Raw genomic sequence first — 25,975 nt, forward strand, 5'->3', positions numbered from 1 at the left:
ACTTACTAAAAAGGCTCTGTCGGGTTAATCCGGCAGAGCCTTTTTGCGTTATACCAGAACGGCTTGTTACGGCAGCTCTTCTTCCTCTTCATCAAGCTCTTTTTTGGTGGGGATTAAGTCCTCACGCGAAAGCTTGAGCGGTATAAGCAGCGCGCCCGAGATGTAAATAGAGGAGAACGTGCCGACGCCAATGCCGATCAGCAAGGCGATAGCGAAGTTCTCGATCATATCGCCACCGAGGATTAACAGTGCAATCAGTACCAGTATGGTCGTGCCGGAGGTTGCCAGCGTGCGCGATAGCGTGGCGTTGATGGCTTCGTTGATGATCTGCGCCATATCGTCGATACGTGACGTGCGGATGTTCTCACGAATACGGTCATAGACGACGATCGTGTCGTTCAACGAGTAGCCGATAACCGCCAGAATCGCCGCCAGCACGGTCAGGTCGAACTCAAGATGAAAGAGTGCGAACACGCCCACAACGATAATCACATCGTGAAGCAGCGCCAACAGTGCGCCGATGGCAAACTTGTACTGGAAGCGAAAAGCGACATACAGCATGACCACGCCGAGCGCGACCAGTAGGCCAAGGCCACTTTGATCGCGCAGTTGGTCGCCCACCTGGGCGCCAACAAACTCAGCGCGCACCAGAGTAACGCTGTCGCCACTGGCACTCAGCAGGTTGACAACGTCGCTGCCCACGTCAGGATCAAAGGCCTGTTGCAGGCGAATAAGCACCTCGGTTGATGCGCCAAACGTTTGCACCGAAACGTCCTGGAAGCCGCTTTCCACCAGCAGAAGGCGAATGGCATCCAGCGAGGGTGCGGCACCGTAACGAACTTCCACCAGCGTGCCGCCAGTGAAGTCGAGCCCCAGGTTGAGCTGTTGGAAGAGCAGGGCGCCAATCGACACGATGAGCATCACTGCCGAGGCGATAAACGCAATGTTGCGCCGCCCCATAAAGTCGATTTGCAGTTGTGATAGGGGTTTCATTGCCACCTCTTACATTCGGGGCTGAGCACGGGGTTCAGGTCCATGTTCTTCAGATCCATGTTTTTCAGATCCATAGCTTTTTGACGGGTCGGCTGCCATAGGTCAGGTTGACCAGGGCACGCGTCACCATTAGCGCGGTGAACATGGACGTCAAGATGCCGATAGACAGCGTGACCGCAAAGCCTTTGACGGGGCCGGTACCAATCGAGAACAGAATGATCGCCACTAACAGCGTGGTAATATTGGCATCGACAATCGAGGTAAAGGCACGCTCATAGCCTGCATGAATGGCCTGCTGAATCGACAGCCCGTTACGCAACTCTTCACGTATTCGCTCAAAGATCAGGACGTTGGCATCCACCGCCATGCCCAGCGTTAGCACGATGCCCGCGATGCCAGGCAGGGTGAGCGTGGCGCCCAGCATCGACATGACCGCGACCAGAATCGTCAGGTTAAGGGCGAGCGCAATGTTGGCAAAAATGCCAAACACTTTATAGCGCGCCAGCATAAACAGCACGAGCAGCAGTAGGCCCACCTGAACAGAGAGCAGGCCGCGCTGAATGTTTTCCGCACCCAGGCTTGGGCCGATAGTGCGCTCCTGTACAAAGTAGATCGGCGCCGCCAGCGCACCTGAACGTAGCAGCAGCGACAGTTCGGCAGCTTCAGTGGGAGAGTCGAGCCCGGTGATTCGGAAGCTGTTGCCCAGCGCGCTTTGAATGGTGGCGAGGCTTATCAGGCCGCGCTCTACATAAGGCTCACGCTCAATCGTCTCTTCGCCGGTCTCAGGGTCAATGACGACCGTATCTTCGCTCTTGTGCTCGATAAATAGCACCGCCATATTGCGACCAATATTGGTGCGCGTGGCGCGGTTCATCAGCGTGCCGCCAGTGCCATCCAGGTTGATATTTACCTGCGGACGACCGTTTTCATCAAAACTGTTACTGGCGCTGGAAACGCTGTCGCCGGTAATGATCACATCGCGCATTAGCTCGGCAGAGCGTGATGCATCATTACGGAATACGTGAGTTTCCGTTTCCATGCTCGGCGTGTCGTTACGAGCTTCCAAGCGGAACTCAAGGTTGGCGGTCGCGCCCACGATCCGTTTGGCGGCCACTGTGTCCTGTACGCCGGGGAGTTCAACCACGATCTGGTTAGGACCTTGACGCTGCACCATCGGCTCGGCAACACCCAACTCGTTCACCCGGTTACGCAGGGTGGTCAAGTTTTGGTTGATGGCGTAGTCCTGAATTTCGTTAATGGTCTGATCGCTCAGCGCCATCACCAGCCTGGAGGAGCGGCCGCTGCCTTCATTGGTATAGTCAAAGTTGGGGAAGTCACGGCTGATCAAACGGCGTGCATTGTCGCGGTCTTCAGTGCTTGCAAAGTCGATGGAGAGGGAGCGGCCTTCAACATCGGTATTGCGGTAACGAATACGCTCGCTACGCAACAGCTCGCGCATGGCGCTGGCATTCACTTCCAGGCGCTGGGTGAGTGCCGCTTCCATATCCACTTCCAAAAGGAAGTGAACGCCACCGCGCAGGTCAAGCCCCAGTGTCATGGGGGAGGCGGAAAATGCTTGCAGCCAGGCCGGCGTGGCTTCTGCCAGGTTTAGCGCGACCGTTGCGTCATTGCCTAAAAGGTCGGCGGCAATATCGCGAGCATTGAGCTGGTCGTTGTCGTTACGCAGGCGAATTAGCCACAGGCCGTTAACTTCTTCGACGCCTTTAACAGCGATGCCGTTTTCGCCGAGTGCGTTCTCAACGCGTTCAATTTGGCGCTCATTCAGCGTTTCGCCTTGGGCGCTACTGAGCTGAATAGCGGGATCTTCGGGGAATAAGTTGGGAAGCGAATAGATAAGGCCAACCACCAGGACGACCAGTATCAGCAGATACTTCCACAGGGGGTAACGGTTGAGCATGCAAGCCCTGCCTTCAATTACAAACGGAATTGCTGTGCGGGGAGCCCCACGCACAGCAAAATTTACCATCGTATCTACCATGGCACCCCTGCCGGGGTGGCTGGCACTGAATCGGCAGGGGTGTTTTAAGCGTTAGATGGACTTAATGGTGCCCTTCGGCAGCACGGCAGCAACGGCGTTTTTCTGTACGTTGACTTCGGTGCCTTCAGATACTTCCAGGGTCAGGAACTCATCACTGACTTTGGTGACGCGGCCAACCAGGCCACCACCGATCACGACTTCATCGCCTTTGTCCAAGCTGGTGACCAGCTGTTTGTGCTGCTTGGCACGTTTAGCTTGGGGGCGCCACAGCAGGAAATAGAAAATCAGCACAAAGCCGACCAACATAACGATTTGTGCGATGCCACCGCCAGCTGCCCCTTCCTGGGCATGGGCTGATGAGATGAAGAAATCCAGCATTGCAGAGAACTCCTGGGTTAAGACCCTTAATGGGTGAAAGGGTTAGAGGGGGCGCTAATTAACAATTATGTTGATAAGCGGCCCTTGATTCACCCGTCAGAGCGGGTGATGACTATTCGGCCAGGGGAGGCACCGGCAGGCCGCGCCGAGCATAAAAGCCTTCCACAAAGGTCGTCAATGTACCCGCTTCGATTGCCGCGCGCAAATCAGCCATTACACGCTGGTAGTAGCGTAAGTTATGGATGGTATTGAGCATCGAACCCAGCATTTCATTGCAGCGGTCCAGGTGGTGCAAATAGCCGCGCGAGAAATTCTTGCAGGTATAGCAGTCACAACCCTCTTCAAGGGGGCTGGTGTCATGGCGATGCTTGGCATTACGAATCTTGACTGTACCGTCAGCGGTAAACAGGTGGCCATTACGTGCGTTGCGGGTCGGCATGACGCAGTCGAACATGTCGACGCCCCGGCGCACGCCTTCCACCAGGTCCTCAGGCTTGCCCACGCCCATCAGGTAGCGTGGTTTATCGTCTGGCATCCAGGTGGGCAGGTAATCCAGCACTTTGATCATCTCTTCTTTGGGCTCGCCAACGGAAAGCCCGCCAATCGCCAGGCCGTCAAAGCCGATCTCCAAGAGGCCTTTGAGCGAGCGCTCGCGAAGCTCCGGGTGCATGCCGCCCTGAATGATGCCGAAAAGCGCGGAAGGCGAGTCACCGTGGGCGTCGCGTGAGCGTTTGGCCCAACGCAGCGACAGCTCCATGGATTTCTCGGCTTCTTCAAATGTGGCCGGGTAGGGCGTGCACTCGTCAAAAATCATCACCACATCAGAACCCAGCGAGCGCTGCACGGCCATGGACTCTTCCGGCCCCATAAAGACCTTACTGCCATCCACCGGCGAGCGGAAGTGCACGCCCTGCTCGGTGATCTTGCGCGTCTCGCCTAATGAGAACACCTGAAAGCCGCCGGAGTCGGTGAGGATCGGCTTGTCCCACTGGGCGAAGTCGTGCAGGTCGCCGTGGGCTTCAATGACCTCGGTACCCGGGCGCAACCACAGGTGGAAGGTGTTGCCCAGAATGATTTCAGCGCCGATCTCCTTGATGGAGTCTGGCGTCATGCCTTTTACCGTGCCGTAAGTGCCCACCGGCATAAACGCAGGGGTTTCGACCGTGCCACGGGGGAAGTGGAGGCGACCGCGACGAGCGCGGCCATCGTCGGCCAAGCGCTCAAAGCGCATAAAGCATTCGTTTCGCATTGTGGTAACTCGTCAAAAAATCATCGGTAAAACGCTAAGGGCAACGTAAAGGCGCTTAGCGGGTGAGCAGCATCGCATCGCCATAACTAAAGAAAGCGTAGCGTTCGGCAACGGCTTCACGGTAGGCGTTCATCATCGTGTCATAACCGGCAAACGCCGATACCAGCATCAAAAGTGTCGATTCCGGCAGGTGGAAGTTGGTAATCAACGCATCCACACAGCGCCACTCGTAGCCGGGGTAGATGAAAATATCCGTATCCCCGCTGTAGGGCGCTATCTGCCCATCGCTGCTTTTCTGGCAGGCGCTTTCCAAACAGCGCACGCTGGTGGTGCCGACGGCAATGACCCGGTTGCCTGCGGCTTGCGCCTCGCGTACCTGCTGGCAGGTGGCTTCTGACACCTCGATCCACTCGCTGTGCATATGGTGTTCAAGAATATTGTCCACCCGCACTGGCTGAAAAGTGCCCGCGCCCACATGCAGAGTGACAAACGCGCTGTTGATGCCTTTTTCAGCCAAGGCATCCAGCAGCGGTTGGTCGAAATGTAGGCCCGCCGTGGGAGCGGCCACGGCACCATCTCGGCGGGCATAAACGGTTTGATAGCGCTCGCGGTCGCTGAGCTCGTCTTCCCGCGTGATATAGGGCGGCAACGGCATATGACCATGCTGCTCTAATAGCGCGATCATTGGCGTGTCGCCCAAAAAGCGCAGCTCAAACAGCGCATCGCGGCGGCCTTCCACCACGGCGTGAATATCACCTTCAAAAATCAGCTCGGTGCCGGGCTTGGGCGATTTGCTCGAGCGTATATGCGCCAGGCCCCGATGGCTATCCAGCGGGCGCTCAAGCAGCATCTCTACCTTGCCGCCGCTGGCTTTATGGCCGTGTAGACGGGCGGGGATCACGCGGGTATCGTTAAATACCAGCAAATCGCCCGGGTTTAGGCGCTCAAGAAGATCCGTAAACTGGCGATGCTCAAGCGCGCCGATCTGACCATCCACGCACAGCAAACGGCAGTCGCTGCGCTGCTCAGAAGGGTAGCGAGCAATCAGCTCATCGGGTAGCTCGAAATAAAAGTCCGCGCGCTGCATGGGTTGGCTCTTAACAGTGGTCAAACAGGCGGCATAGGATACCCCCTTCGCTAGATAAAGTCAGTCAATGTGATTGACCTCAAGGGTTATCTCCGTATAATGCGCATCCATTGCCGGTGTGGCGGAATTGGTAGACGCAGCGGATTCAAAATCCGCCGCCTTTACGGGTGTGCCAGTTCGAGTCTGGCCACCGGCACCAAATTTTAGGGCTTAGCGTTTATCGCTAGGCCCTTTTTTGGTTTTGGCATTCCAGAAAAAAATGCCATGGAGCTTGAATAAAGATTTCTCATACCCGCATTGGTTCACACCATCACTGGCTCGACATCTAACATTTGATTAAACCAATCTGAACTACACTCGAAAGTGATCGCACAGGTGTTTTAGACGGCTATTTCTATTCCATGGATACAGGTGCCCCATTTAATGCCTGAAAGGCTTTATGGCGAGCAGGGAGCTCAATAATGGCCGAACACACCACGCGGGCACTCAGCGAGGTTCTGAATCATCTTGAACACTCGGTTCAAGGGCAAAAAGTAACGATTGGGTCGCTTGTGGACGAACTCGGCCCACACTCCTTTGCATCACTGATGCTAATGTTTGCTCTTATTTCGACGTCTCCGGCAAGTTCGATACCGGGCATCACCGCGATTGTTGCGGCCATCGAGTTTATCCTCGTCACACAGATGATCCTAGGCCGAGACTGCCTCTGGCTACCAGGCTTCATATCACGTAGAAATCTGTCGACCAGCAAGCTTTGCAAAGGGATTAACTGGCTGCGCAAGCCGGTGCATTTCGTTGAGCGTTTTCTCAAGCCGCGCTGGGTGTTTTTCGTCAAGCCGCCTTGGTTGTATCTGCCGCTCGCCGTTATTTTGGCGGTTACTCCTTTTATGCCGTTTATGGAAGTCATCCCTACTTCTGGTTCGATAGCTTCGGCCGCCATCGCCTGCTTCGCGGCAGGGCTCTTAACCCGGGATGGGGTGCTTGCCATGATCTCTATCGTATTTCTGGCAGCGGTGCCTTTCGTGATCTGGTATGTGGGGTTTAGTGGCTAGGTAAAGGCAGCCTCAATGACCCAGTGCCACCCTTTAGCGCCATCTCCGCTGGCTCGCTTTTTCGCTCTGGGTCGTTTTATAGTGCAAAGATAGATTCCAATAAGAAAGGCGATTGCCATGACCCGTTTTGAGCTGCAGAGCCGAAACCTGGCATCTGAGCATGTGGCTCACTCGCATGACTTTCATCAGCTGATTCTGGCAACCAGCGGGGTGACAGAGCTTGCCATGGAAGGGCAGGAGGAGCGTGTTACCGCACGCCGTGGCTGTTTGATCCCCTCTTCGCGACATCATGAATATGAAGGCGATGGCAGTAACCGTACCCTGGTACTGGATATTCCGGTTGCCCAGTTAGCCAGCCTTGAAAAGGGCGATGACATTGAGCGGCTATTTGATAAGCCACGCTTTTTCACCATTCCCCCGGCGTTAAATCAGCTGACTCACGCGCTTGCAAATCAGCTTGAGCAGTGCCCCGGGCTACAAAATGAAATCGCCATTTTGCTGCTGCGCGCGCTGACCATGTATCTGCAGGATGAGCCTGCCTCAACGGTTGCCCAATTAGGCACGCGCTGTGTGAGTGAACGACTTGATTTGGAGCGCCTTGATGCCTGGTTGGATCGGCATCTAGCCGATGATATCCGCGTCGAACAGCTGGCCGCCCTGTGTGCACTGAGCCCTGGGCATTTTCATGCCTGCTTTCGCGAACTGACCGGCATCACGCCCTTGGCCTATGTGCAGCGGCGGCGTTTGGAGCATGCGCGCACCCTGGCGCGGCACAGTGTCTTGAGCCTGGGCCATATCGCGATGCTGGTAGGCTTTCGTGATCAAGGCAGTTTTTCACGCGCTTATCGCCGCCACTTTGATATTGCCCCTTCTTCAGACCGCTAGGCTTTTCTCCTCTTTATTTAGTTCTTTTTTTACCTCTTGTTTATCACTTCTTGTGACTTACCTGATTTACGGGCAAAACTGTCGGAGTTTGGGGCAAGCGAGTTGCCTGGCAACATCGTAGTCTCAAATGGACCCTATTATTTTCTGGAGAAACTCTATGAGCGTTATCTATCAAGACAGCAATGCACGTATGAGCCAAGTGGCTATTCATAACGGTACCGTGTATCTCGCGGGCCAGGTGCCGGGCGATGCCAGCGCCGATATGCGTGGCCAGACCGAACAGGTGCTAACACGTATCGATCAGCTGCTGGAGCAGGCGGGCACTTCCAAGCAGCACCTTATTTCAGCGCAAGTCTGGGTCACCAGCATGGCGGAATTTGACCAAATGAACGCTGCCTGGGATGCCTGGGTCGTGCCAGGACGTCCACCCGTGCGTGCCGCGCTTGAAGCAAAGCTTGCCAAGCCTGAATGGAAAGTCGAAATCATGGTGGTCGCCGCACTGCCGGAGGCTTGATATGCGGGTTGTTTCTGCTGAAGAGGTGGCTTGCCACCTCTCTTGGGAAGGGCTGATTAGTCGACTGCATGCAACGTTTGTGAAGGGGGTTGAGTCACCGCCGCGCCATCACCACGCTATGCACCGGCCCGATGGCGAAGCCACCATGCTGCTGATGCCTGCCTGGGAAGCCGCTGGCTATATTGGCGTCAAAATGGTCAATGTGTTTCCGCAAAACGCAGACCATGGCGTACCGGCAATTTCGGGGCTTTATCTTCTCAGCGAAGGCAAACACGGCCAGCCGCTTGCCTGTATCGATGGCAGTGAGCTCACGCGGCGGCGTACGGCGGCTGCTTCCGCATTAGCGGCTCAGGCGTTAGCCAAAGAGTCTGCCGAAACGCTGCTGGTCGTAGGCACGGGCAAGCTGGCGCCCATGGTGATCGAAGCCCACGCCAGCGTCAGGCCTATTAAGCGGGTAATGATCTGGGGGCGTAACGCCAGCAAGGCAGAAGCGATCGCCCAGGCGTACGCCACGCGCTTTACCACCGAAGTGGTCGACGACTTGGCCGTGGCCGTAGCGCAAGCCGATATCGTCAGCTGCGTGACGCTTTCAACCCAGCCGCTGATTAAAGGCGAATGGTTAACCCCCGGTACCCATCTGGATTTGATTGGCGCCTTCCGGCCGCAAATGCGCGAAACCGATGCCGAATGCCTGCGCCGTGCGGCGGTGTTTGTGGATACCTACGCCGGTGCCCAGGGCGAAGCAGGCGATATTCTTCAGGCCATTGATGAAGGTGTCTTCCGCTTTGAAGATATTCAGGCTGAGTTAGCCGAGGTGCTCTCTGGTGCTAAGCCTGGCCGAACCGCTGATGACTCCATCACGCTGTTTAAATCGGTCGGCGCATCGCTTGAAGACCTGGCCGCCGCTATTGAGGTATGGGAGTCGCTGCCTGACCAGACAGGCTAAAAAGACAACGTAAACAGGCGGGCAAGCAGAGATGGCAAAAATAAATACAATCATGCCATCACTAAAAAATAACCTAAGACGTCACTCATAACGAAGACCAACCAATAATCAAAACGAGGTGTGTTATGAACGCTAATCAATCTTTGCTCTTGGCTGCTCTGGCAGCACTTCCGTTGGCGATTGCCAGTGCCAACGCTCAAGCCCAATCGTATGAAATGGTGATTGCCACCCAGATCCCGGAGGATATGAGTAATAACGAAATTTATCCGGCGCTGGTGCACTTCAAAAACCTTGTGGAAGCACGTACCGACGGCGATCTGGAAGTCACCATTTTCGGCGGTGGGCAGCTGGGTTCTGAAGTGGAAAACGGCTCTGAAGTGCAGGCCGGCCGCACGCTTCAGTCGACCATCATGTCAGCCGGGGCCATGTCCTCTTTTTATGGTGATTATCAAGCAGTCACCGCCCCGTTTTTGTTTACCAGCTGGCGTCAGGCATGGACCTTCTTTGACAGCGAGTGGTTTGCCGACTTCATGTCCGGCACCGTCGATGCGGCCAACATGCGCTATCTGGGAACCTTTGATGACGGCGGCGGTTTCGTTGCGTTTACCAACAACGTCCATTTGATCGAAACGCTTGAAGACCTGGAAGGGCTGAATATTCGCACCGAAGAGAACCCCGCTCACGTGGCGATCATGCGTTCACTAGGCGCTTCCGCAACGCCGTTGCCCTGGGGCGAACTGATTACTGCGCTCGAAACCGGCCTTGCCGATGGCCAGTTCAACGCGCCTGTGCTCAATACCACCTTCAACTTCGATGCCGTAACGGACTACACCACGCTCACCGGGCATGTGTATAACAGCGCGCCCTGGATGGTTAGTGAGTCCTGGTACCAGACGCTGCCGGAAAGCCATCAACAGGCGCTGATCAGCTCTGCCCGCGAAGCGATCCAGCTAAGCCATGGAATGTCGGGTGCTTTGGCAACGGCCAGCTGGGTGGAATCCTGTGAGCGCTTTGAAGCCTGCTACCTGATGCCCGATGCCGAACGTGAACGCATGGCCGAGATTGCCCGCCCGGCTTGGCAGGCATGGATCGTTGATGATTTCGGCATGGATAGCGCCCGCGTGCAGGGGCTGCTCGATGAAGTCGAGCAGGTCGGCCAGCAGTTGGCGAGTGACGACATGCGCGTTTATGGTCAATAAAACCAGGCCCAATAACGGTTAGCGACAGATAAACGCTGGGGAGCGGGTATGCCCCAGCGTGAGGAATCATCATGGGCGTTTTACACCCGTTGCGCCGCCTAAGCGATAGGGTCAATCAGGTGGCGATCGTGCTGTGCATTGGCTGTATTCTCGCCATGCTGGGCATCTCTTTTACCGCGTTTGTTTACAAGCTATTCACCGGCAGCACGCTGAGCTGGACATATTCGCTGGCGCGGCTGTTTTTGCCGTGGATAGGTTTTCTCTCCATGACCATCTCACTGCGCTATGGCGAACACGTGGCAATGACGCTGCTGGTACGCAGCTTACCCCGCGTCTTGGTGCAGACGGCGGCGGGGCTTTGTCTGGCCGTTATCGGCCTGTTTGCGCTGATGTTGGTCTGGTATGGCTGGGGCTACTTCACCAACGCGACTCAGGTGTACATGGTCTCCGACCAGATTCGCATTCCGAGTAAGTTCACCGCCGTCGTAGTGCCTATCAGCGGCGTCATTATGCTCTTGCACTTGGTGCACGGCTTTGCCTTGTTGGAGCACTTTATAGATGAGCGCGCCATGATTGATGAGCTCATTGAAACCAATGACGGGGAGAGCCGCTCATGACCCCTGCAATTTTAGTCTTCGTACTGCTGTTGTTTATTGGGGCGCCGGTGGCGGTGGTCATGGCGATGTCGGGCTTGGCGGGCGGCTTTGCGCTGGGTGGCGAGCGCATGCTGGGAATTATCGCAGACCGTATGTTCTCCGGCGTTTCCGGCTTTCTGCTGATTGCCGTGCCGTACTTTATCTTTACCGCTGAGCTGATGAACCAGGGCGGGCTCACCCATAAGCTGATCGCCTTTAATAATGCGCTGTTTGGCCGGGTGCGTGGATCGCTTTCCCACGTCAATATTTCGGTCTCGGTGTTTTTTGCAGGCCTCACGGGCGCGGCCGTGACCGATACCGTCGCGATCGGCAAAATCATGATCCCCGAGATGAAAAAACAGGGCTACGACGCCGAGTATGCCGCCGCGGTTACCGCCTGCTCATCGATTATTGGGCCGATCATTCCACCGAGTGTGGTCATGGTGGTTTACGCCACGCTGCTGCGCGATATATCGGTAATCGACCTGTTTGCGGGCGGCATTATTCCCGGCCTGCTGATGGCGTTGGCGCTACTGGGGGTGAGCTTTTTCCTGGCCTGGAAACGCGGCTACCCTAAACAGGCGCCCACCCCCTTTAAGGCCGCGATAATGGCGCTGCTGGTCGCGCTACCGGCGATGGTGGTGCCGCTGATTATTCTAGGCGGCATTCTTTCGGGACTCACCACAATTACCGAAGCATCCGGCTTTGCGGCAGTGTATGCCATCGTGATTGGCGTGGTGTTTTACCGCAATCTTACCTGGCGCAAGATATGGGACGCCCTGGTGACCACGGTGCGCTTCTCCGGCGTGGTATTTTTTCTACTCGCGACCTCCGCCGTGCTGGGCTGGTTCGTCACTCGCTCGGGGATTGCCCGAGACGCTGCCAGCATGATTACTACCTTTAGCGATGTCGCCTTTGTGCAGCTGATGCTGGTCTGCCTGCTACTCTTAATAATTGGTACGGTGATGGATGTGCTGCCCGCGCTGGTAGTGATTGCTCCGGTGTTGGTACCTGCCATGCTGCAGCTAGGTTTTGACCCACTGCACTTCGCGATTCTAATGATTGTGGTACTCAATATCTCCAACGTGACGCCGCCGGTCGGCATGACCCTGATGACCGCCGCACGCATAGCCGAAGTGCCCTATGAGCGGGCTATCGTGGCGTCACTGCCGTTTTACGTATCGTTTATTGTGGTGATCGTGCTGCTTGCCGCTTTTCCAGCGCTATCCACCTGGATTCCTTCATTACTTTAATGGGCTGCCAAGGATTGCGAACGCATTATGAAATGTTTTTACCACCCCGATCAGGCCTACCACGCGCCGCCGACCTTTCTGCTGCGCGGTCAGCCTGCACCTTCACCGGAAGGCCCGGTGCGTGCCGAGCTGCTTACCCAGGGCCTGGCAAGCGTGGGGCTTACGCTGAGCGAACCTTTAGAGGCCGATTCGCCCACGCTGCGCAAGCGTTTGGAGCAGATCCATACGCCGCGCTATCTGCAGTTTCTTGACACTATCTACACACGCTGGCAGGAACTCCCCAATGCCGCAGCGTTCGTCGCCCCCAATATTCATCCTTGCGGGGGTGGCCATCACTACCCACGCCATCCGATCGGCCAGGCCGGGTGGCACCTGCACGATATGGCCTGTCCGCTAAGCGCGACCAGCTTTCTTGGGGCGCTGGCCTCGGCAGCTACCGCTGAAGCCGCGGCAGAAGAAGTGCTGAACGGTGCGCCCAGTGCCTATGCGCTGTGTCGCCCGCCGGGCCATCATGCAGGGCCTGAACGCGCCGGCGGTTTTTGTCTTTTAAACAACGCTGGGCTTGCCGCCACCGTACTGCGCGAGCGCTATGCCAAAGTGGCCATCATTGATGTGGATCTCCACCACGGTAACGGTACCCAGGATATTTTTTACTCAAGAAGCGATGTGTGGACCGGCTCGCTACACGCCGACCCCAGCGACTTCTATCCGTTTTTCTGGGGCGGTGCCGATGAAGAGGGTAGTGATGAGGGTGTCGATGCCAACGTCAATTTACCGTTGCCGGTGGGCAGCGATGGCGAGGTGTATCTAGACGCCCTCGCAGTCTTGATAGATCACCTGCAGCGCTATGAGCCCGAAGCCGTGGTCGTCGCGTTAGGTCTGGATGCCCATAAGGATGACCCCCTAGCGGGGCTGAAGGTGGAGACTGAAGCGTTTATCGACGTCGGCAGGCGCTTGGCGGCGCTGGCGCTGCCCACGGTAATTATCCAGGAAGGCGGCTACCCGACCGAGCACCTCAGCGCCAACTTGGCCGCTTTTATGCAGGGCTTTGCGTCATGAGTACAACCGGCTTTTACTGGCACGAGCGCTGCTTTTGGCATGACCAGGGCGCGATTGGGGTGTTTTCTGCCCCCGGCGAGTTCTTGCAGCCCCAGGCCGCCTCGGAAAGCCCCGAAAGCAAGCGGCGGCTTAAAAACATTCTGGAAGTCAGCGGTTTGATCGACGAGCTCCACGTGGTCAAACCGCCGGCAGCCAGCCAGGATGACCTATTGCGTTTTCACACCCCGCGCTATCTAGAGGCGCTACAGGCAGGCGATCAGGCGCAGGGCGGTAACGGCGGCGACTGCGCCCCGTTTATGCCGGGCAGTTGGGCCGCCGCTCGCCAATCGGCGGGGCTGGCTATCGCGGCGGTAGAAGCCGTGGCGCTAGGGCAGGTCAACAATGCCTATGCGTTGTGCCGCCCGCCGGGGCATCACGCGGAAGCGGATCAGGGGCGGGGGTTCTGCCTGTTAGGCAATATTCCGGTTGCAGTCATACGCGCACGTGCCCTAGGCCAGGCGCAGCGGGTGGCAATTCTCGATTGGGATGTTCATCACGGCAATGGCCAGCAGGCGGCGTTTTATACCGAGCCTGACGTGTTGACAGTTTCGGTGCATCAGGCGGCCAATTATCCGCTGGAAACCGGGCACTTTGCGGAGCAGGGCGAAGGGGCCGGTGTGGGTACCAACCTCAACCTGCCACTGCCTCCCGGCTGTGGCCTGGGGGCTTATGAGTACGCAATGGAAACGCTTATTCTGCCAGCGCTCGAAGCCTTCGCGCCGGATTTAATCGTAGTGGCCTGTGGCTATGACGCCTGCGCCAAAGATCCGCTGGGCAAAATGCTGCTCAACAGCGCCGCCTTCGCACGCATGACGGCTCAGCTTAAGGTGCTTGCCGAGCGCTGCTGCGCAGGTAAGCTCGTGTTTGTGCACGAGGGCGGCTATTCAGAAGGCTACGTTCCGTTATGTGGCCACGCCATTATCCAAACCCTGGCGGGCAGCGCGCTTGGCGTACCCGACCCGCAGAATGATGAAATCGCTGCCTGGGGCTATCAGGCCTTGCAGCCGCACCAGCAGGTTCTGATCGATGGCTGGCGCCAACAATGGGAGAGCATGCATGACACCGCTTTATGATCGCGACGGCTGGATTTGGCAGGACGGTGAATGGCGCGAATGGCGCGAGGCCAAGGTGCATCTGTTTACCCATACCCTGCATTATGGCATGGGCTGTTTTGAGGGTGTGCGCGCCTACGCTGGCGCTACGGGTACGCATCTTTTTCGGGTAGAACACACGCGCCGCCTGGCGGAAAGCGCCCATGCGCTGGATGTCCCACTGCCGTTTAGCGAAGCGGAAATAATCACCGCCCAGCGCGAGTGTCTGAGTAAAAACGGCTTGAGCAATGCCTACTTGAAACCCACCGTGTTTTTAGGCGCAGAAGGCCTGGGGCTTCGCGCCCAGGGGCTGACCACCCATGTGATGGTAGCCGCCTGGGATTTAGGCCCGTATATCTCACCCCAGGCCGCCACCCACGGGCTGCGTGCGCTAACGTCTTCCTGGGCACGCCATCATGTGAATATCAGCCTGTGTCGCGCCAAGACCAGCGGCCACTACGTCAACTCAATGCTGGCGCTCAATACCGCTGTGAAAGCCGGTTTTGATGAAACCATCATGCTTGACCCCGAGGGCTATGTAGCCGAAGCCTCGGCGGCTAACGTCTTCCTGCTGCGCGACGGCGTACTGCACACGCCCGAGGTGACGTCGTGCCTGCAGGGAATTACCCGGGATAGCGTGATTCAGCTAGCGCAACAGGTACTGGGTATTGAGGTGCGTGAGCGCAGAATTACTCGCGATGAGCTGTATACCGCCGATGAGGCTTTTTTAACCGGCACCGCCGCGGAAATACTCCCGCTGCGTGAGTTGGACGGACGTTATATCGGCGGACGCGCAGGAGCGTCGAAGCGGGGTGAATCGATCAGTTCTGATAGCGTCACGGGCAGGCTACAGCACCTCTATCGCCAAGCGGTGCAGGGCGAGCTTGAAGCGTTTAAGCACTGGCTAACGCCCGTGCAATATAAAGAGTGAGCGGGGCGCCTACAGCGCCATTACTTTGGGCTCAAAATCACTGTTTTCAGGGATGCATTGAACAAGTAATCACGCAATAATGGGGGACAGATTGCCCGCCGCGTATCGAGGATAGCACGTCATGACAACCAGTGAGCAGTTGCTACCCATGCCGGTGTTGTTGGTCGAAGATGAGCCAGAAATGCATTTACGCTCAGCACGTATTTTGCGCGATATTGGCTATCATGAATCAGTTATTGATCATGTCGATTGTGTGAAAAGTGCTCTGGAGTATCTCTCTGATCAAATTCCCTCTTTAGCGCTTGTGGATCTTGGCCTGCCTGATGGCAGTGGCATTGAAGTAATTTCACGCTTTCGTCAGCATAATCCTGCCATGTTAATTTTGGTTATTTCGGGAATGAGCAGCCAGGACGCTATTTTGGGGGCGCTGATAGCAGGCGCCAATGGCTATTTACTCAAAGAACGGGATGACCTGGAAATCATGCTTTCAATTCGCTGTGTAATGCGCGGTGGGGCACCGATTGACCCTTTTCTAGCGAGAAGTATCATTGAAAACATCCTGCCCCTTGATGAAAGCCCAGGAGCAGGGAAAGAGAGTCATAATGGAAACGGCTTAATTCCCGCACCGGAAAACCATGAGTCACTAACCTCACGGCAAATAGGTATTTTACAACTCGTCTCAGAGGGCATGAGCAATAGGGAAATTAGTGAGCACCTTTGCATTTCCAAGTATACTGTCGAAAGCCATATAAAAAATATTTATCAAAAGCTTACTGTATGCAACCGTGTTTCTGCAGTTACTACCGCGCGTTCCTTGGGGCTACTCTCGTAATATTGAGTCTGGTTTCTTCACCGCTATTTGCCGCTCCGCACTCGTGTAATGAAGCTATTGTTAGCGCCCAAGTCGCCAAGGTCTCTTCTATACCCGTTCCCACACATACGCCAGACGATGCATGGAGTGACGTTCGCCTACCCGACTTTAGCTGGTATGAGCGCTGGCCTGATTATCAGGGGTGGGCCTTGTATCGGGTGACGTTTCGAGCGGATTGTTTTCAAAGGGGGCGGTTGGATGATCCTTTAACACTGGTGGTCAGCTATTTGAATACCGCCGGTGCCATCTACGTCAATAACCAGTTATTGCATCGTGATGTATCCTTGAGCGAACCATTGACCCAAGGAATCAATACCCCGCGTCATTGGATATTAACAGACGCTGATCGCCATGCCGATACACTGAATACGCTGCATGTTTATGTAAAAGGTATACCGCAGCGTATACCCGCGGGGCTGGGTAGTGTAGTGATTGCGCCTTACCATGAAGCCATGCCTCTTTATAATGCGTGGCTATGGAGCAAACTGCGTATTCCCTGGATGAGTATTACGGTTTCATTCGCATTTGGTTTGGCAAGCTTGGTCGTTTGGATAAAGAACCGGCAGCTAAGTGTGTTTTTCTAGTATGGCGCTGTTAATTTAGCTTGGGTGCTTTTTTATGGCGTTTTACAGTTACAGGACCCTTGGCCATTACCAGATACCCTCGCCATATTAAAAATTAGCCACATTGCCTTTGTATTTTATGTTGCCTGCTTTTGCATGTTGCTATGGAGGTTTGCCGAGCGCCGATCACCGCGCTTGGAATTTAGCCTGTGGGGATGTGTCGCAATCGCTAGTATGGCGCTACTCTATGTGCCGAGCCCCTCATTGAGGTCTATTGTTGATGTGGCCGTGTTTCTGCTGTTTGCTATTCTACTGTTAAGTGTATTTATCCAGTTTATTATCTTTACCGTTTCAAACCCCCGTACTGAACGGGTCATTGTTTGTATTACCTTAATTATTTTTGTCATGATTATGCTTCATGACCTTTCCCTTATTTTCTCCCCTGCCAGGAGCGAAGAACCCACCATTTGGGCTCCTTATGCTACGTTACCTGCCGCTTTATGTATGGCAATAGTGATGACGCTGTTTAGCCGACGCACCATTCGGCGGCTAACATCATTCAACACAGAGTTAGAGAGTGAAATAGAAGCAGCGCGTCAAACGTTACAAACGCAAATGAATGAGCAGCAACGTTTGCGTATTGCTAACTCGAAACTGCACGAACGCTTAAGATTAGGGCGTGAGCTTCACGACGGCTTGGGAAGTTCGCTGGTAAGTGCCATTGCGCGTATGGAAAGGCATCAAAGCGCTTCCCTGGATAATACCAAAATACATCGAATTGCACTCGCAACGCTCAAGCTGTTGCGTAACGATCTTCGGCATATTATTGATAACGCGTTTACCTCTTCACAGCCTGCCTCATCAGCGCCAGGGCCATGGATAGCCCCTATTAGGCAGCGTTACAGCACATTATTTGATGAACTGGACATGCGCTTAATTTGGAGTATTCCGACCCAATGGCACCAGCCACCCACTGAAGAACGGTGCATGGCGCTGGCACGAATTATGGAAGAAGCACTTACCAACATTATCAAGCATAGCCGAGCAAAAGTGGCGCGTATTACCCTGCGCCAAAATACACATAACCTCTTCTTGGCGATTGAAGACGATGGCATTGGCTTTGATATGTCGCTAGTAAAAGATGCAGGCTTTAGCGTCGGTATCCAAAGTATGCAGATTCGTGCCAGGGGGCAGTCAGGACAGTTATGGGTTTTCTCGCGCCCAGGTATTACTCGCCTGGTAGTACGGATGCCGAATAGGGGGCAGGCTGGCAAGGCTTAAACAGTCTCCACGCCTTGCCATCGTGTGTTGAATAATTAAAAACGATAGCTGGTTGACGCCCAAAGGGTAGGGGTGCGCTGGTGGTTATCCGCCTGGGCATCGCCACCCTCCAGCTTCCATGCGCTACTAACATTCAGGCTGATGCGTTCATGTTGGTAACGCAGCCCGATACCGGCGCCCGCAAGCGACCGTGCGTCATCATCATTACCGCCTCCAAGAGTGCGTCCACCGTCTACGAATACATACGGCGCCATGCCGTTGCCTACATGGTAACGTCCCTCTAATTGAGCTAGCCAGCCACGACTATCCGACCCTTCGCCAACGGGGTAAGCGCGCACGCCATACGGCCCTCCCAAGAAAAAACGTTCCGAGCCGTCAATACTGTCAATGTCTGTCCACTGAGCATTAATGCGGCCATATAGTTCAAAACCACTGCCTAGCGCTTGAATTCGGGCGACATCCAGAGTGACGTAAGTAAAGCCGTAGTCGGAATCTTCCAACTCAGTTTGTGTTTGGGAAAGTGTGCCAGGGGTTAGCGCCACGGAGCCGTAGGTAACGCCCCCCGCACCTAACGTATCCCGATGATCAAAGCGTATACCCAACGGCAAGCCATGGCTGCTAGTGGCTCGGCGATAGTTAAAGAGATCAATATCATCGTGCAAGTCTTTATAGAGATACCGGGCGCTTAATGACACATTGGATTGTTGGCTGCGCACGAGGGGATAATAGACGCCCACCGAATAAACGTCTGCGGTGCCGGTATACCCTTCAAAGCCTTCACCAAGCGTATAATCGGTATAGGCATAACCGAGCTCACCCCGTATACCCCGGGCGCCCAAAGGAGTTGAATAACGTAAATCGCCTAGCCAGGTATGCTCGTTGGAATAAAGGCTGGTAAGGCTTAACTCATCGCCCATCGTCGCCAAATGGTAGGCTGAAAGGCTTGCTCTACCCCGGTATTCCCCGGAAAAACGGCTACCGTGGTTGTCCGCTCCAATACTCCCCATGACACGCTGACGACTATTTACGTGAACCTCCAGATCGCCGTCACCTTGACGGGTGCCTGGCCGCATAACGGGGGTAATCGCTATACCGGGTAAATCACCCAGTAGCAGCATGCTTCGCTCCAGGGACGCCGACTCAATGGGAGTGCCTGTTCGTAAAGCAGACAACCAAGGAGTGGTCGCTGCCGCTAACGTTGGGTCATCGCTGGTCGCCGTCACTTGGCCATAGCGCCCTTCAACGACCTGAAGTTCAAGTATGCCATTAGCCAAGGATTGCGCAGGGATAAGGGCTTGTGCAAACGGGTAGCCGTTATCGCGGTAATACTGGCTGATGTGATTAGCCATTGCCTGGATGCCCGCCAGATCCTGTGGGCGATTTATCTGGTTTTGAACGAGCAGGAGAAGTTCGCTGCTGGTGAAGCGACTATTACCGCTAAAGCGAATATCGTTCAGGCTGATGTGTTGCCCACCCGGGGCAACCTCAGAAAGTGGTTGCCCCTGGAGGTTTAACGGCACCGTTGAAGATTGAGGGCTGGCAGTGGGGGGCTCGTTTTGTTGCAGTATCTGCCCTGCATCGGGCGGTAGCTGAGCGAAAACACCACTGCTCATTAGCAGGCCAGTGCAAAGCAAAAGCGTTTCATTCCATCGGTTGGCGGGTGAAAAGGGGGAGCGAGTACAAGCCCCTAAGCCATGCTGTTTCATTCTGTATTCCCTATACGTTTTTACGCTGGCAATCAATGGGTGCCCCTTATGCCAAGGGCTCCACGTGTTATTTCTGATCGACTACTTGGCAAGGCGCTTTACTTGATCCCGCAAAAGCGCCCGCCGAGTTGCTTGCTGCACACCCTATTGCCCTTGATCCTCAAGCTGAATTCCATGACCTTCTACGCTAACGGTTGCTGTCTGCTGCTGTAGCTGCTGAGTCAGCAGCTCTTTTGTACGGCTGTCGTGGGGGTCGCGGGGCAGCATCGCCCATATCATGTTGGACGATAACTTATTTACAGGAAGTGATATCTCAGGCATTGGTTCTGGTGCTATCACTAGCTCACCAGGCTCGAAGGTGATCGCGTAATTGGGATTGTTGCTGTCCGTGACCGTGCCTTGCTGGACCGTATATTGGCCTGCTCCGTTTCCCGCATCATGTTCGAGCTGGCCTGCGAGAAGTTCCCCTTCGACGAGGCCGCAATGGGCGCTAAATGCTCCACAATCCGTTTGCCATGTCAGTCGAAGAGCAGGGTTATTGTCAATTAGGTGGTGATGGTCAGCGGCAACGGTTACGGGGCGGCGCTGGACGGTCAGGGTGCCGTTGTTCTGAATCAGGTCGTAACCTTGTTGGGATGAGTACAGTCCTTTCATTGCCACTGCATGGTCGCCCGCATCCCTGCCGCCGCCCGAGACAATCCCCGTGCCGAGTATCAAGCTGGCATCATGGTGAGCCTCTGCGCGCCAGATACTGGGACCGATTTGGTTGGCGCCATTGTAGGTCACTGTGGCATCAACTGGGTTTATATCAAGTGTGGTCAGGAAGCTGCGCAACAACGGGGTACTATGGTCTTCGTAAAGGCGCCATACGCTACCGGTGCCGCCTTCGGCGTCTATATCCGTGCCCCAACTGACAAAGGTTGCCAACTCTTGCAGCTCGGCGAGGGTTTTGCCGCTGTCGTTGGTCTTTCGGCCTCCATCGTTTAAACCTACCGGATTGAAACCGTGATTGATGGGGGTGCCTGCTGCATCCGTAGTCGCAAAAAAACTGTTTTCAATGGTGCCGGTACTGGCGTTTTTTCCTAGCAGGCCTCCGATATTTTGTGAGCCGGTTACGTCGCCAGTGGCATAGCTTTGACGAATGATACCGGCGCTGAGTCCTGTCAGGCCGCCGACATTTTCATCACCGCGCACGTCACCAGTAGCATAGCTTTGACTGATAGTGCCGGTAAAATTTGTTCCCGCTAGACCGCCGACGTCTTTATCACCGCTCACGTCCCCGGTGGCATAGCTTTGATTGATGGTGCCGCTAGTGCTAGGAACACCTGAACCAACCAGGAAGCCCACTAGGCCGCCGACATCATCAGTGCCGCTAACGTTGCCGGTGGCGTAGCTTTGGCTGATGGTGCCTTCGTCGTATCCCACCATACCGCCAATCATGGAATAGCCAGTTACGTCACCAGTGGCATAGCTTTGACTGATGGTACCGTCTTTGTTATATCCCACCAAGCCGCCAACCCTCTGGGCGCTGGTTACGTTGCCGGTGGCATAGCTTTGGCTGATGGTGCCGCCTACGTTGTACCCCACTAGGCCTCCGGCGCCGACTTGGCTAGCACCCGTTACGTCACCGGTGGCATAGCTTTGGCTGATAGAGCCACTGTTGTATCCCACCAAGCTACCCGTTCTTCGCCTCCCTGTAATATCCGACGCGGACAAGCCGATACCGGTCAGGCGGGCTGAGCGTGTGCTACTGAACAGTCCAACATCATCTTCCTGTGGTCGGTTGATGGTGAGGTCGCTGATCACTTGGCCTTGGCCATCAAGGCGGCCGGTGAAGGGGGTGCCGGCATCACCAATAGGATTGAAACCTGCTCCTGCATTCCAGCCAGCGGTACCGCTGGCGTCGATATCGCCCACCAGTACGAAGTCATTGCCTAGCAAGCGGTGGGATGCTATGCCCTGCAAGCCGTAGACATTGATGATTTGATAAGGATCAATAGCGTTGCCGCTGCCCCCTTGTGTGCGTAGAAAACTGGCGGTGTCTTCCTTAAGACGAAAGTCGTTGGCGGTGAAGACGGGCAGGCTAGCGCTGGTTTGCTGCCAGTGGCCGCTGGCCAAGTCAAAGACACTATTGTCGCCGCCGTTGATGGCGCCGATATGGATGATATCGCCAGCGGTGTCGATGCGAAGGGTGCCGTTGTCCCAGCTTGCTCCATGGGTCAGTGCAATATCGCCAACGGTTGTCAAGTTACTGTCACTGATCACGCGGGTGGTGATCAGGTCGTAGCCCTGCTGGTCGGAGAAGAAATCGCCAATGATGGCATCGGAGGTCGCCAGATATTCCCCGGTAGTGTCACTGCCGGTAAGGGTCAAGGTGCTGCCCGTTCCCAAGGAGCCGCCCAGCACATGGTGTTTATCCGCAGCGTTCCAGTTTTCAGTATTCACAGAGGCAATGTTGCTCTGGTGTATACCTCTGCCGTCGTATTCTGGTCGCATGTCCAGTGGTGTTAGAAAAGCGCGTAGCAGCGGAGTGGTGAAACCATCGTATAAACCCTTATAGATACGCCATACGCTACCGGTGCCACCTTCGGCGTCGATATCCGTGCCCCAACTGTCAAAGGTTGACAACCGTTGCAACTCGGTGTGGGATTTGCCGCTGGTGTTGGTCTTTCTGCCGTGATCGTTTAAACCTACCGGATCGAGACCGTGATTGATGGGGGCGCCTGCCGCATCGGTAGTGGCAAAAAAACTGTTTTCAATGGTGTTGAAGGTGCTCCAGCTGGCCCCCACCAGACCGCCCACCACTTTATTACCCCTCACGTCGCCGGTGGCATAGCTTTGGCGGATAGAACCACCATTGTTAGACCCCGCTAGGCCGCCGACCTGATCATTACCAGCGACATTGCTGGCAGTATAGCTTTGGCTGATAGTGCCGCTTAGGTTTCCCACGAGGCCGCCGACAACGTAAGCGCCACTTACGTCCCCGGTGGCGTAGCTTTGGCTGATAAAACCATCCTGATTTTCTCCCACGAGGCCGCCGACATTTTCGCCGCCAGTTACGTCACCTGAGACATGGCTTTCGCTGATGGTGCTGCGTCTTTGGAGTCCCACCAGGCCACCCGTTCTTTCCCCCCCTGTAATATCTGCCGAGACCAAACCGATGCCGGTCAGGCTGGCTAAGTGGGTGGCACCGAACAGGCCAACGTACTTTTCCCTCGGCCGCTTGATGGTGAGATCGCTGACCACATGGCCACGGCCATCGAGGCTGCCGATGAAGCCGCTACTAAAACCGCTAATATCACCAATGGGATCAAAGCCTGCTCCTGCATTCCAGCCAGCGGTGCCGCTGGCATCGATATCGCTTACTAGTACGAAGTCATTGCCCAGCAGGCGAAGGGATGCCATGCCTTGCAAACCGTAGACATCGGTGAGTTGATAAGGATCGGAAGCGCTGCCGCTGCCCCCCAATGTGCGTAGGAAACTGGCGATGTATTCAATGCGGAAGTCACGGGCTGTGAAAGCGGGCAGGTTGACGCTGTTTTGTCGCCAGGAGCCGTAGGCCAAGTCGAAGACACCAACGTCAATGGCACCGGCGCTGGTGATATCGCCAACAGCATAAAGTGCCAAGGTGCCGTTTTGCGCGGTAATGGACTGGTTGATATTGATATCGTTGTGGGCATCCAGGGTGAGGCGGGTGCCGGCATCCCAGTTAATGGCGGCGTTTATATGGATATCCCCGTCCTCACTCCCGGTGGCCACGGTTGCCAGGGTAACGCTGGTGGTGGCCAGGTTGCTGCTCAATGTGTCGGCGCCGATACCGCTGTCGGTTTTCGTGGCGCCACCGGCGTTGACGTAAAAGTCGGTGGGATCAATCAGCCACTCGCCAGTGTCGCCATCGGCGGCGTGGGTTGTCACGTGCACCTCATCGGCAATACTGATTCTGGCCGCCGAGGTTTCAATAAAGCCGCCGTTGCCGCCCTTCGGCGCCGAGGCGTCCAGGGTGCCTGCTACTTCGACACGGCCTGATTGCATATCGCCCATCAGCATAATTTGGCCATCTTCGCCGCTGGCCAGGGTGCGGGCCTGGGTAATGCCGGTGTGGTTAATCACACTGGCGGTAAGGTCGCTGGCCGCCCCGGCGGTGAGGTACACCAGGCCGCCGTCGGCGCGAATCGCACCGCCCTGTTCGATGTGGGTGGCCAGGCGCGCTTCTTCCACCTCAATCTTGACCGGGCCGCCCAGGTCCAGGGTAACGCGGCTACCCGCGCCCATCAGGGTACTGCCCTGGGGCGTTTCGATGCTGCCCGTGTTGATGATCTCGGCGGCGATCATCGCCACATGGCCCCCGGCAACGCTGGTGATATTCCCGGCGTTGATGACCGCGTTGCCGCTGCCGCCCTCGAAGGTGTAGTTGCCAGCCATGAAGTCTTCGGTCGAAATATCCAGCGTCGAGGCGACCAGCGCCCCCACATCCACCCGCGCTGTCGAAGAGAAATGTACGCCGTTGGGGTTAACCAGAAATACCCGGCCATTAGCGCTTAGCGCACCGCGGATAGAGGATGCCTCGCTGCCGGTGACCCGGTTTAGGGCGGCGGCATCAGCATTGGGCTGGTTAAAGTGAACGTGATGGCCTTCACCAATGGAAAAACGCTCCCAGTTGATCGCCGTGTTCTGGCTGGTTTGGTCAATGGTCAGCGTGGTGCCTTGCGGGCTGAAGGCCGCCTCGCCGGCCACCACCGCACCACCACTGGGCAGCTCGGCGTACACAGGGGAAACGATAAGTGAAAGCCCCAGCGCGGCTGCTGCCGGTGCTGTGCCAATGGCCAGGCGGCTCGCGTTGCCCCGTGCCTTGGGAGGCGTTCCTGCCTCCGAGATGGCCTGCCAAACACCCTTGCGATGGTTCCAGGCGATACGATAACAACGATTCATAAACACGGCTTCCAAATGGGTTCCCGTGGTTCATCATCGCGGTGTATGAAGAACGGGGATAACGGTTAAGAGAGGTACTTATAAATTCCGCTTCCATGCCTGTAGAATTTAAGCAAGTGCGCTCGTCTACCGCTATCCCTGTAATTAGGTATATTGAGGTTTAGGTTTGAATCAAGTCGATGTGGCGATTGCCTGCTCAAGTGTCGCCAGCCGCCCCGGCACCAAGGCGTCCGCTACGGCGGTAATGCGTATTACGTTGGAAAGCGCCGGGTGCGCTAGCCGTGCCACCAACACACCTTCTGAAAGAAGTTGCTGATGTACGTGGGTGGCCAGTTCCTCACTGGGCAGGCGAATGCCGATAAAGTTGGTGGCGCTCGGTAGTACGTCGGCCCCTAAAGAGCGAAAGTGCTCGGCCAACTGCTCTCGGCGCGCTTTTACATCAGCGACGTGCTGGTTCACTTCTTCAGGGTGGTCGAGCACTACTTCGGCGGCGGCCAGCGTCAGCGCGGATACCGCGTAGTGAATACGCACCTTCATCATCATGGCCAGCACCGCCGGTTCTGCAATGGCGTAGCCAATGCGCAGCCCCGCCAAACCATGGGCTTTGGAAAGCGTGCGCAGGCGAATCACGCCGGGCAGCGCGTTAGCCGAAAACGCGCTTCCCGCATCATCACGAAAATCGCCATAGGCTTCATCCAACAGCAGCCAGCAGGTATCCGGCAGCGCCTTGCGCAGTTTGATAATGGCGCTGTCGCTGTGCAGGTGGCCGCTGGGGTTATCCGGATTGGCCAGGTAGACGAGGCGGGCGTTTTCCTGTTGCGCGGCGGCGGCCAGCGCTTCCAGGTCCGGTGCCAGCACGCCGGGCGCTTCATGGTAGCCAGGTTCAATCAGGCGGCAGCCTTGGCCTTTCGCAAAGTAGCCAAACGTGGGATAGGTGCCCGCCGTGCATACCACCGTAGCGCCGGGCTCGCAGGTAGTGCGTAGCGCCAGCGCAATCAGGCTATCGGCACCCGCATCAACCAACAGGTGATCAAAAGGCGTGCCTAGCTGGGCGCTTAACCGGGTACGCACACCAAACGCCTCGGCGTCGCCATAGCTGTAAGCGTGCGCCGCCAGTGCATCACCAAAGTGCTCGCGCAGTGCCTGGTGAGGCATGTCCAGCCCTTCGTTGGAACCCAACTGATGGGGGATCGCTCGGCCCAGACGGCGTTCAAGTACTTTAATTCCCGGAAAGGGGTTAACCGGGCCTTCGCCGGTAAGGTGCTCGGGGTAGCGGGGCATGGCGGTTTCCTGCAATGAAAGTGAAGCGTGGGCG

General features: G+C 56.0%; 21 protein-coding genes and 1 tRNA gene. 14 read left to right on the forward strand and 8 right to left on the reverse strand.

Features of this window, described 5'->3' with window-relative positions; all coding sequences use genetic code 11:
• Nucleotides 1-66: 66 nt before the first annotated feature.
• The 5 genes from secF to queA form a co-directional block, all read right to left on the reverse strand.
• Nucleotides 67-993 (reverse strand): protein translocase subunit SecF, encoded by a 927-nt coding sequence (secF, locus tag ACT3TY_RS10005; protein WP_441679007.1) that lies wholly within the window; start codon nt 991-993, stop codon nt 67-69.
• 64 nt (nt 994-1,057) lie between these two features.
• Nucleotides 1,058-2,911, reverse strand: coding sequence for a protein translocase subunit SecD (secD, locus tag ACT3TY_RS10010; protein WP_087106568.1), 1,854 nt, complete (start codon nt 2,909-2,911; stop codon nt 1,058-1,060).
• A 132-nt stretch (nt 2,912-3,043) separates the two neighbouring features.
• Nucleotides 3,044-3,370: a preprotein translocase subunit YajC gene (yajC, locus tag ACT3TY_RS10015; protein ID WP_193055290.1), complete on the reverse strand. Its 327-nt coding sequence runs from the start codon at nt 3,368-3,370 to the stop codon at nt 3,044-3,046.
• 112 nt (nt 3,371-3,482) lie between these two features.
• Nucleotides 3,483-4,601, reverse strand: a complete 1,119-nt coding sequence (tgt, locus tag ACT3TY_RS10020) for a tRNA guanosine(34) transglycosylase Tgt (RefSeq protein ID WP_441679024.1) — start codon at nt 4,599-4,601, stop codon at nt 3,483-3,485.
• Nucleotides 4,602-4,674: 73 nt separating this feature from the next.
• Nucleotides 4,675-5,706, reverse strand: a complete 1,032-nt coding sequence (gene queA / locus ACT3TY_RS10025) for a tRNA preQ1(34) S-adenosylmethionine ribosyltransferase-isomerase QueA (RefSeq protein WP_444628065.1) — start codon at nt 5,704-5,706, stop codon at nt 4,675-4,677.
• 112 nt (nt 5,707-5,818) lie between these two features.
• Here queA and ACT3TY_RS10030 point away from each other — a divergent pair.
• The 14 genes from ACT3TY_RS10030 to ACT3TY_RS10095 all read left to right on the forward strand — a co-directional run bounded on the left by ACT3TY_RS10030 (nt 5,819) and on the right by ACT3TY_RS10095 (nt 18,025).
• A tRNA-Leu gene (locus tag ACT3TY_RS10030) sits at nt 5,819-5,905 on the forward strand.
• Between the two features lie 262 nt (nt 5,906-6,167).
• On the forward strand, nt 6,168-6,758 hold the full coding sequence (locus ACT3TY_RS10035) for an exopolysaccharide biosynthesis protein (RefSeq protein WP_444628066.1): 591 nt from the start codon (nt 6,168-6,170) through the stop codon (nt 6,756-6,758).
• A gap of 117 nt (nt 6,759-6,875) precedes the next feature.
• A complete protein-coding gene (locus tag ACT3TY_RS10040) occupies nt 6,876-7,643 on the forward strand; it encodes a helix-turn-helix transcriptional regulator (RefSeq protein ID WP_417421738.1) in 768 nt (255 codons plus the stop codon).
• A 157-nt stretch (nt 7,644-7,800) separates the two neighbouring features.
• Nucleotides 7,801-8,157 carry a RidA family protein gene (locus ACT3TY_RS10045; RefSeq protein WP_444628067.1) on the forward strand — a complete coding sequence of 119 codons (357 nt, stop codon included), beginning with the start codon at nt 7,801-7,803 and terminating at the stop codon, nt 8,155-8,157.
• 1 nt (nt 8,158) lies between these two features.
• On the forward strand, nt 8,159-9,103 hold the full coding sequence (locus ACT3TY_RS10050) for an ornithine cyclodeaminase family protein (RefSeq protein ID WP_444628068.1): 945 nt from the start codon (nt 8,159-8,161) through the stop codon (nt 9,101-9,103).
• 125 nt (nt 9,104-9,228) lie between these two features.
• On the forward strand, nt 9,229-10,302 hold the full coding sequence (gene dctP / locus ACT3TY_RS10055; RefSeq protein WP_192538618.1) for a TRAP transporter substrate-binding protein DctP: 1,074 nt from the start codon (nt 9,229-9,231) through the stop codon (nt 10,300-10,302).
• Nucleotides 10,303-10,373: 71 nt separating this feature from the next.
• Complete coding sequence (locus ACT3TY_RS10060) at nt 10,374-10,919, forward strand: TRAP transporter small permease (protein WP_444628069.1); 546 nt, start codon at nt 10,374-10,376, stop codon at nt 10,917-10,919.
• Complete coding sequence (locus tag ACT3TY_RS10065) at nt 10,916-12,190, forward strand: TRAP transporter large permease (protein ID WP_018918112.1); 1,275 nt, start codon at nt 10,916-10,918, stop codon at nt 12,188-12,190. Before ACT3TY_RS10060 ends, ACT3TY_RS10065 begins: the two co-directional genes overlap by 4 nt.
• Nucleotides 12,191-12,217: 27 nt before the next feature.
• On the forward strand, nt 12,218-13,249 hold the full coding sequence (locus tag ACT3TY_RS10070) for a histone deacetylase family protein (RefSeq protein WP_444628070.1): 1,032 nt from the start codon (nt 12,218-12,220) through the stop codon (nt 13,247-13,249).
• Nucleotides 13,246-14,361, forward strand: coding sequence for a class II histone deacetylase (locus tag ACT3TY_RS10075; RefSeq protein WP_444628071.1), 1,116 nt, complete (start codon nt 13,246-13,248; stop codon nt 14,359-14,361). The genes ACT3TY_RS10070 and ACT3TY_RS10075 overlap by 4 nt, the downstream gene beginning before the upstream one ends.
• Entirely contained in the window at nt 14,345-15,310 is a 966-nt protein-coding gene (locus tag ACT3TY_RS10080; protein WP_444628072.1) for a branched-chain amino acid transaminase, read from the forward strand. Before ACT3TY_RS10075 ends, ACT3TY_RS10080 begins: the two co-directional genes overlap by 17 nt.
• A gap of 121 nt (nt 15,311-15,431) precedes the next feature.
• Nucleotides 15,432-16,142 (forward strand): response regulator transcription factor, encoded by a 711-nt coding sequence (locus tag ACT3TY_RS10085; RefSeq protein ID WP_192538624.1) that lies wholly within the window; start codon nt 15,432-15,434, stop codon nt 16,140-16,142.
• 2 nt (nt 16,143-16,144) lie between these two features.
• Nucleotides 16,145-16,765 carry a hypothetical protein gene (locus ACT3TY_RS10090; RefSeq protein ID WP_444628073.1) on the forward strand — a complete coding sequence of 207 codons (621 nt, stop codon included), beginning with the start codon at nt 16,145-16,147 and terminating at the stop codon, nt 16,763-16,765.
• Nucleotides 16,766-16,900: 135 nt separating this feature from the next.
• A complete protein-coding gene (locus ACT3TY_RS10095) occupies nt 16,901-18,025 on the forward strand; it encodes a sensor histidine kinase (protein ID WP_444628074.1) in 1,125 nt (374 codons plus the stop codon).
• Nucleotides 18,026-18,060: 35 nt separating this feature from the next.
• Here the strand turns inward: ACT3TY_RS10095 and ACT3TY_RS10100 are convergent, their stop codons facing one another.
• The 3 genes from ACT3TY_RS10100 to ACT3TY_RS10110 all read right to left on the reverse strand — a co-directional run bounded on the left by ACT3TY_RS10100 (nt 18,061) and on the right by ACT3TY_RS10110 (nt 25,941).
• A complete protein-coding gene (locus ACT3TY_RS10100) occupies nt 18,061-19,731 on the reverse strand; it encodes a ShlB/FhaC/HecB family hemolysin secretion/activation protein (RefSeq protein WP_192538626.1) in 1,671 nt (556 codons plus the stop codon).
• A gap of 144 nt (nt 19,732-19,875) precedes the next feature.
• Nucleotides 19,876-24,660, reverse strand: coding sequence for a GLUG motif-containing protein (locus tag ACT3TY_RS10105; protein WP_192538627.1), 4,785 nt, complete (start codon nt 24,658-24,660; stop codon nt 19,876-19,878).
• Between the two features lie 171 nt (nt 24,661-24,831).
• Complete coding sequence (locus ACT3TY_RS10110; RefSeq protein ID WP_441679021.1) at nt 24,832-25,941, reverse strand: pyridoxal phosphate-dependent aminotransferase; 1,110 nt, start codon at nt 25,939-25,941, stop codon at nt 24,832-24,834.
• Nucleotides 25,942-25,975 lie beyond the last annotated feature (34 nt).

It is taken from the genome of Halomonas sp. AOP22-C1-8 (genome assembly GCF_052378905.1).
GTDB classification, from domain to species: domain Bacteria; phylum Pseudomonadota; class Gammaproteobacteria; order Pseudomonadales; family Halomonadaceae; genus Vreelandella; species Vreelandella citrativorans.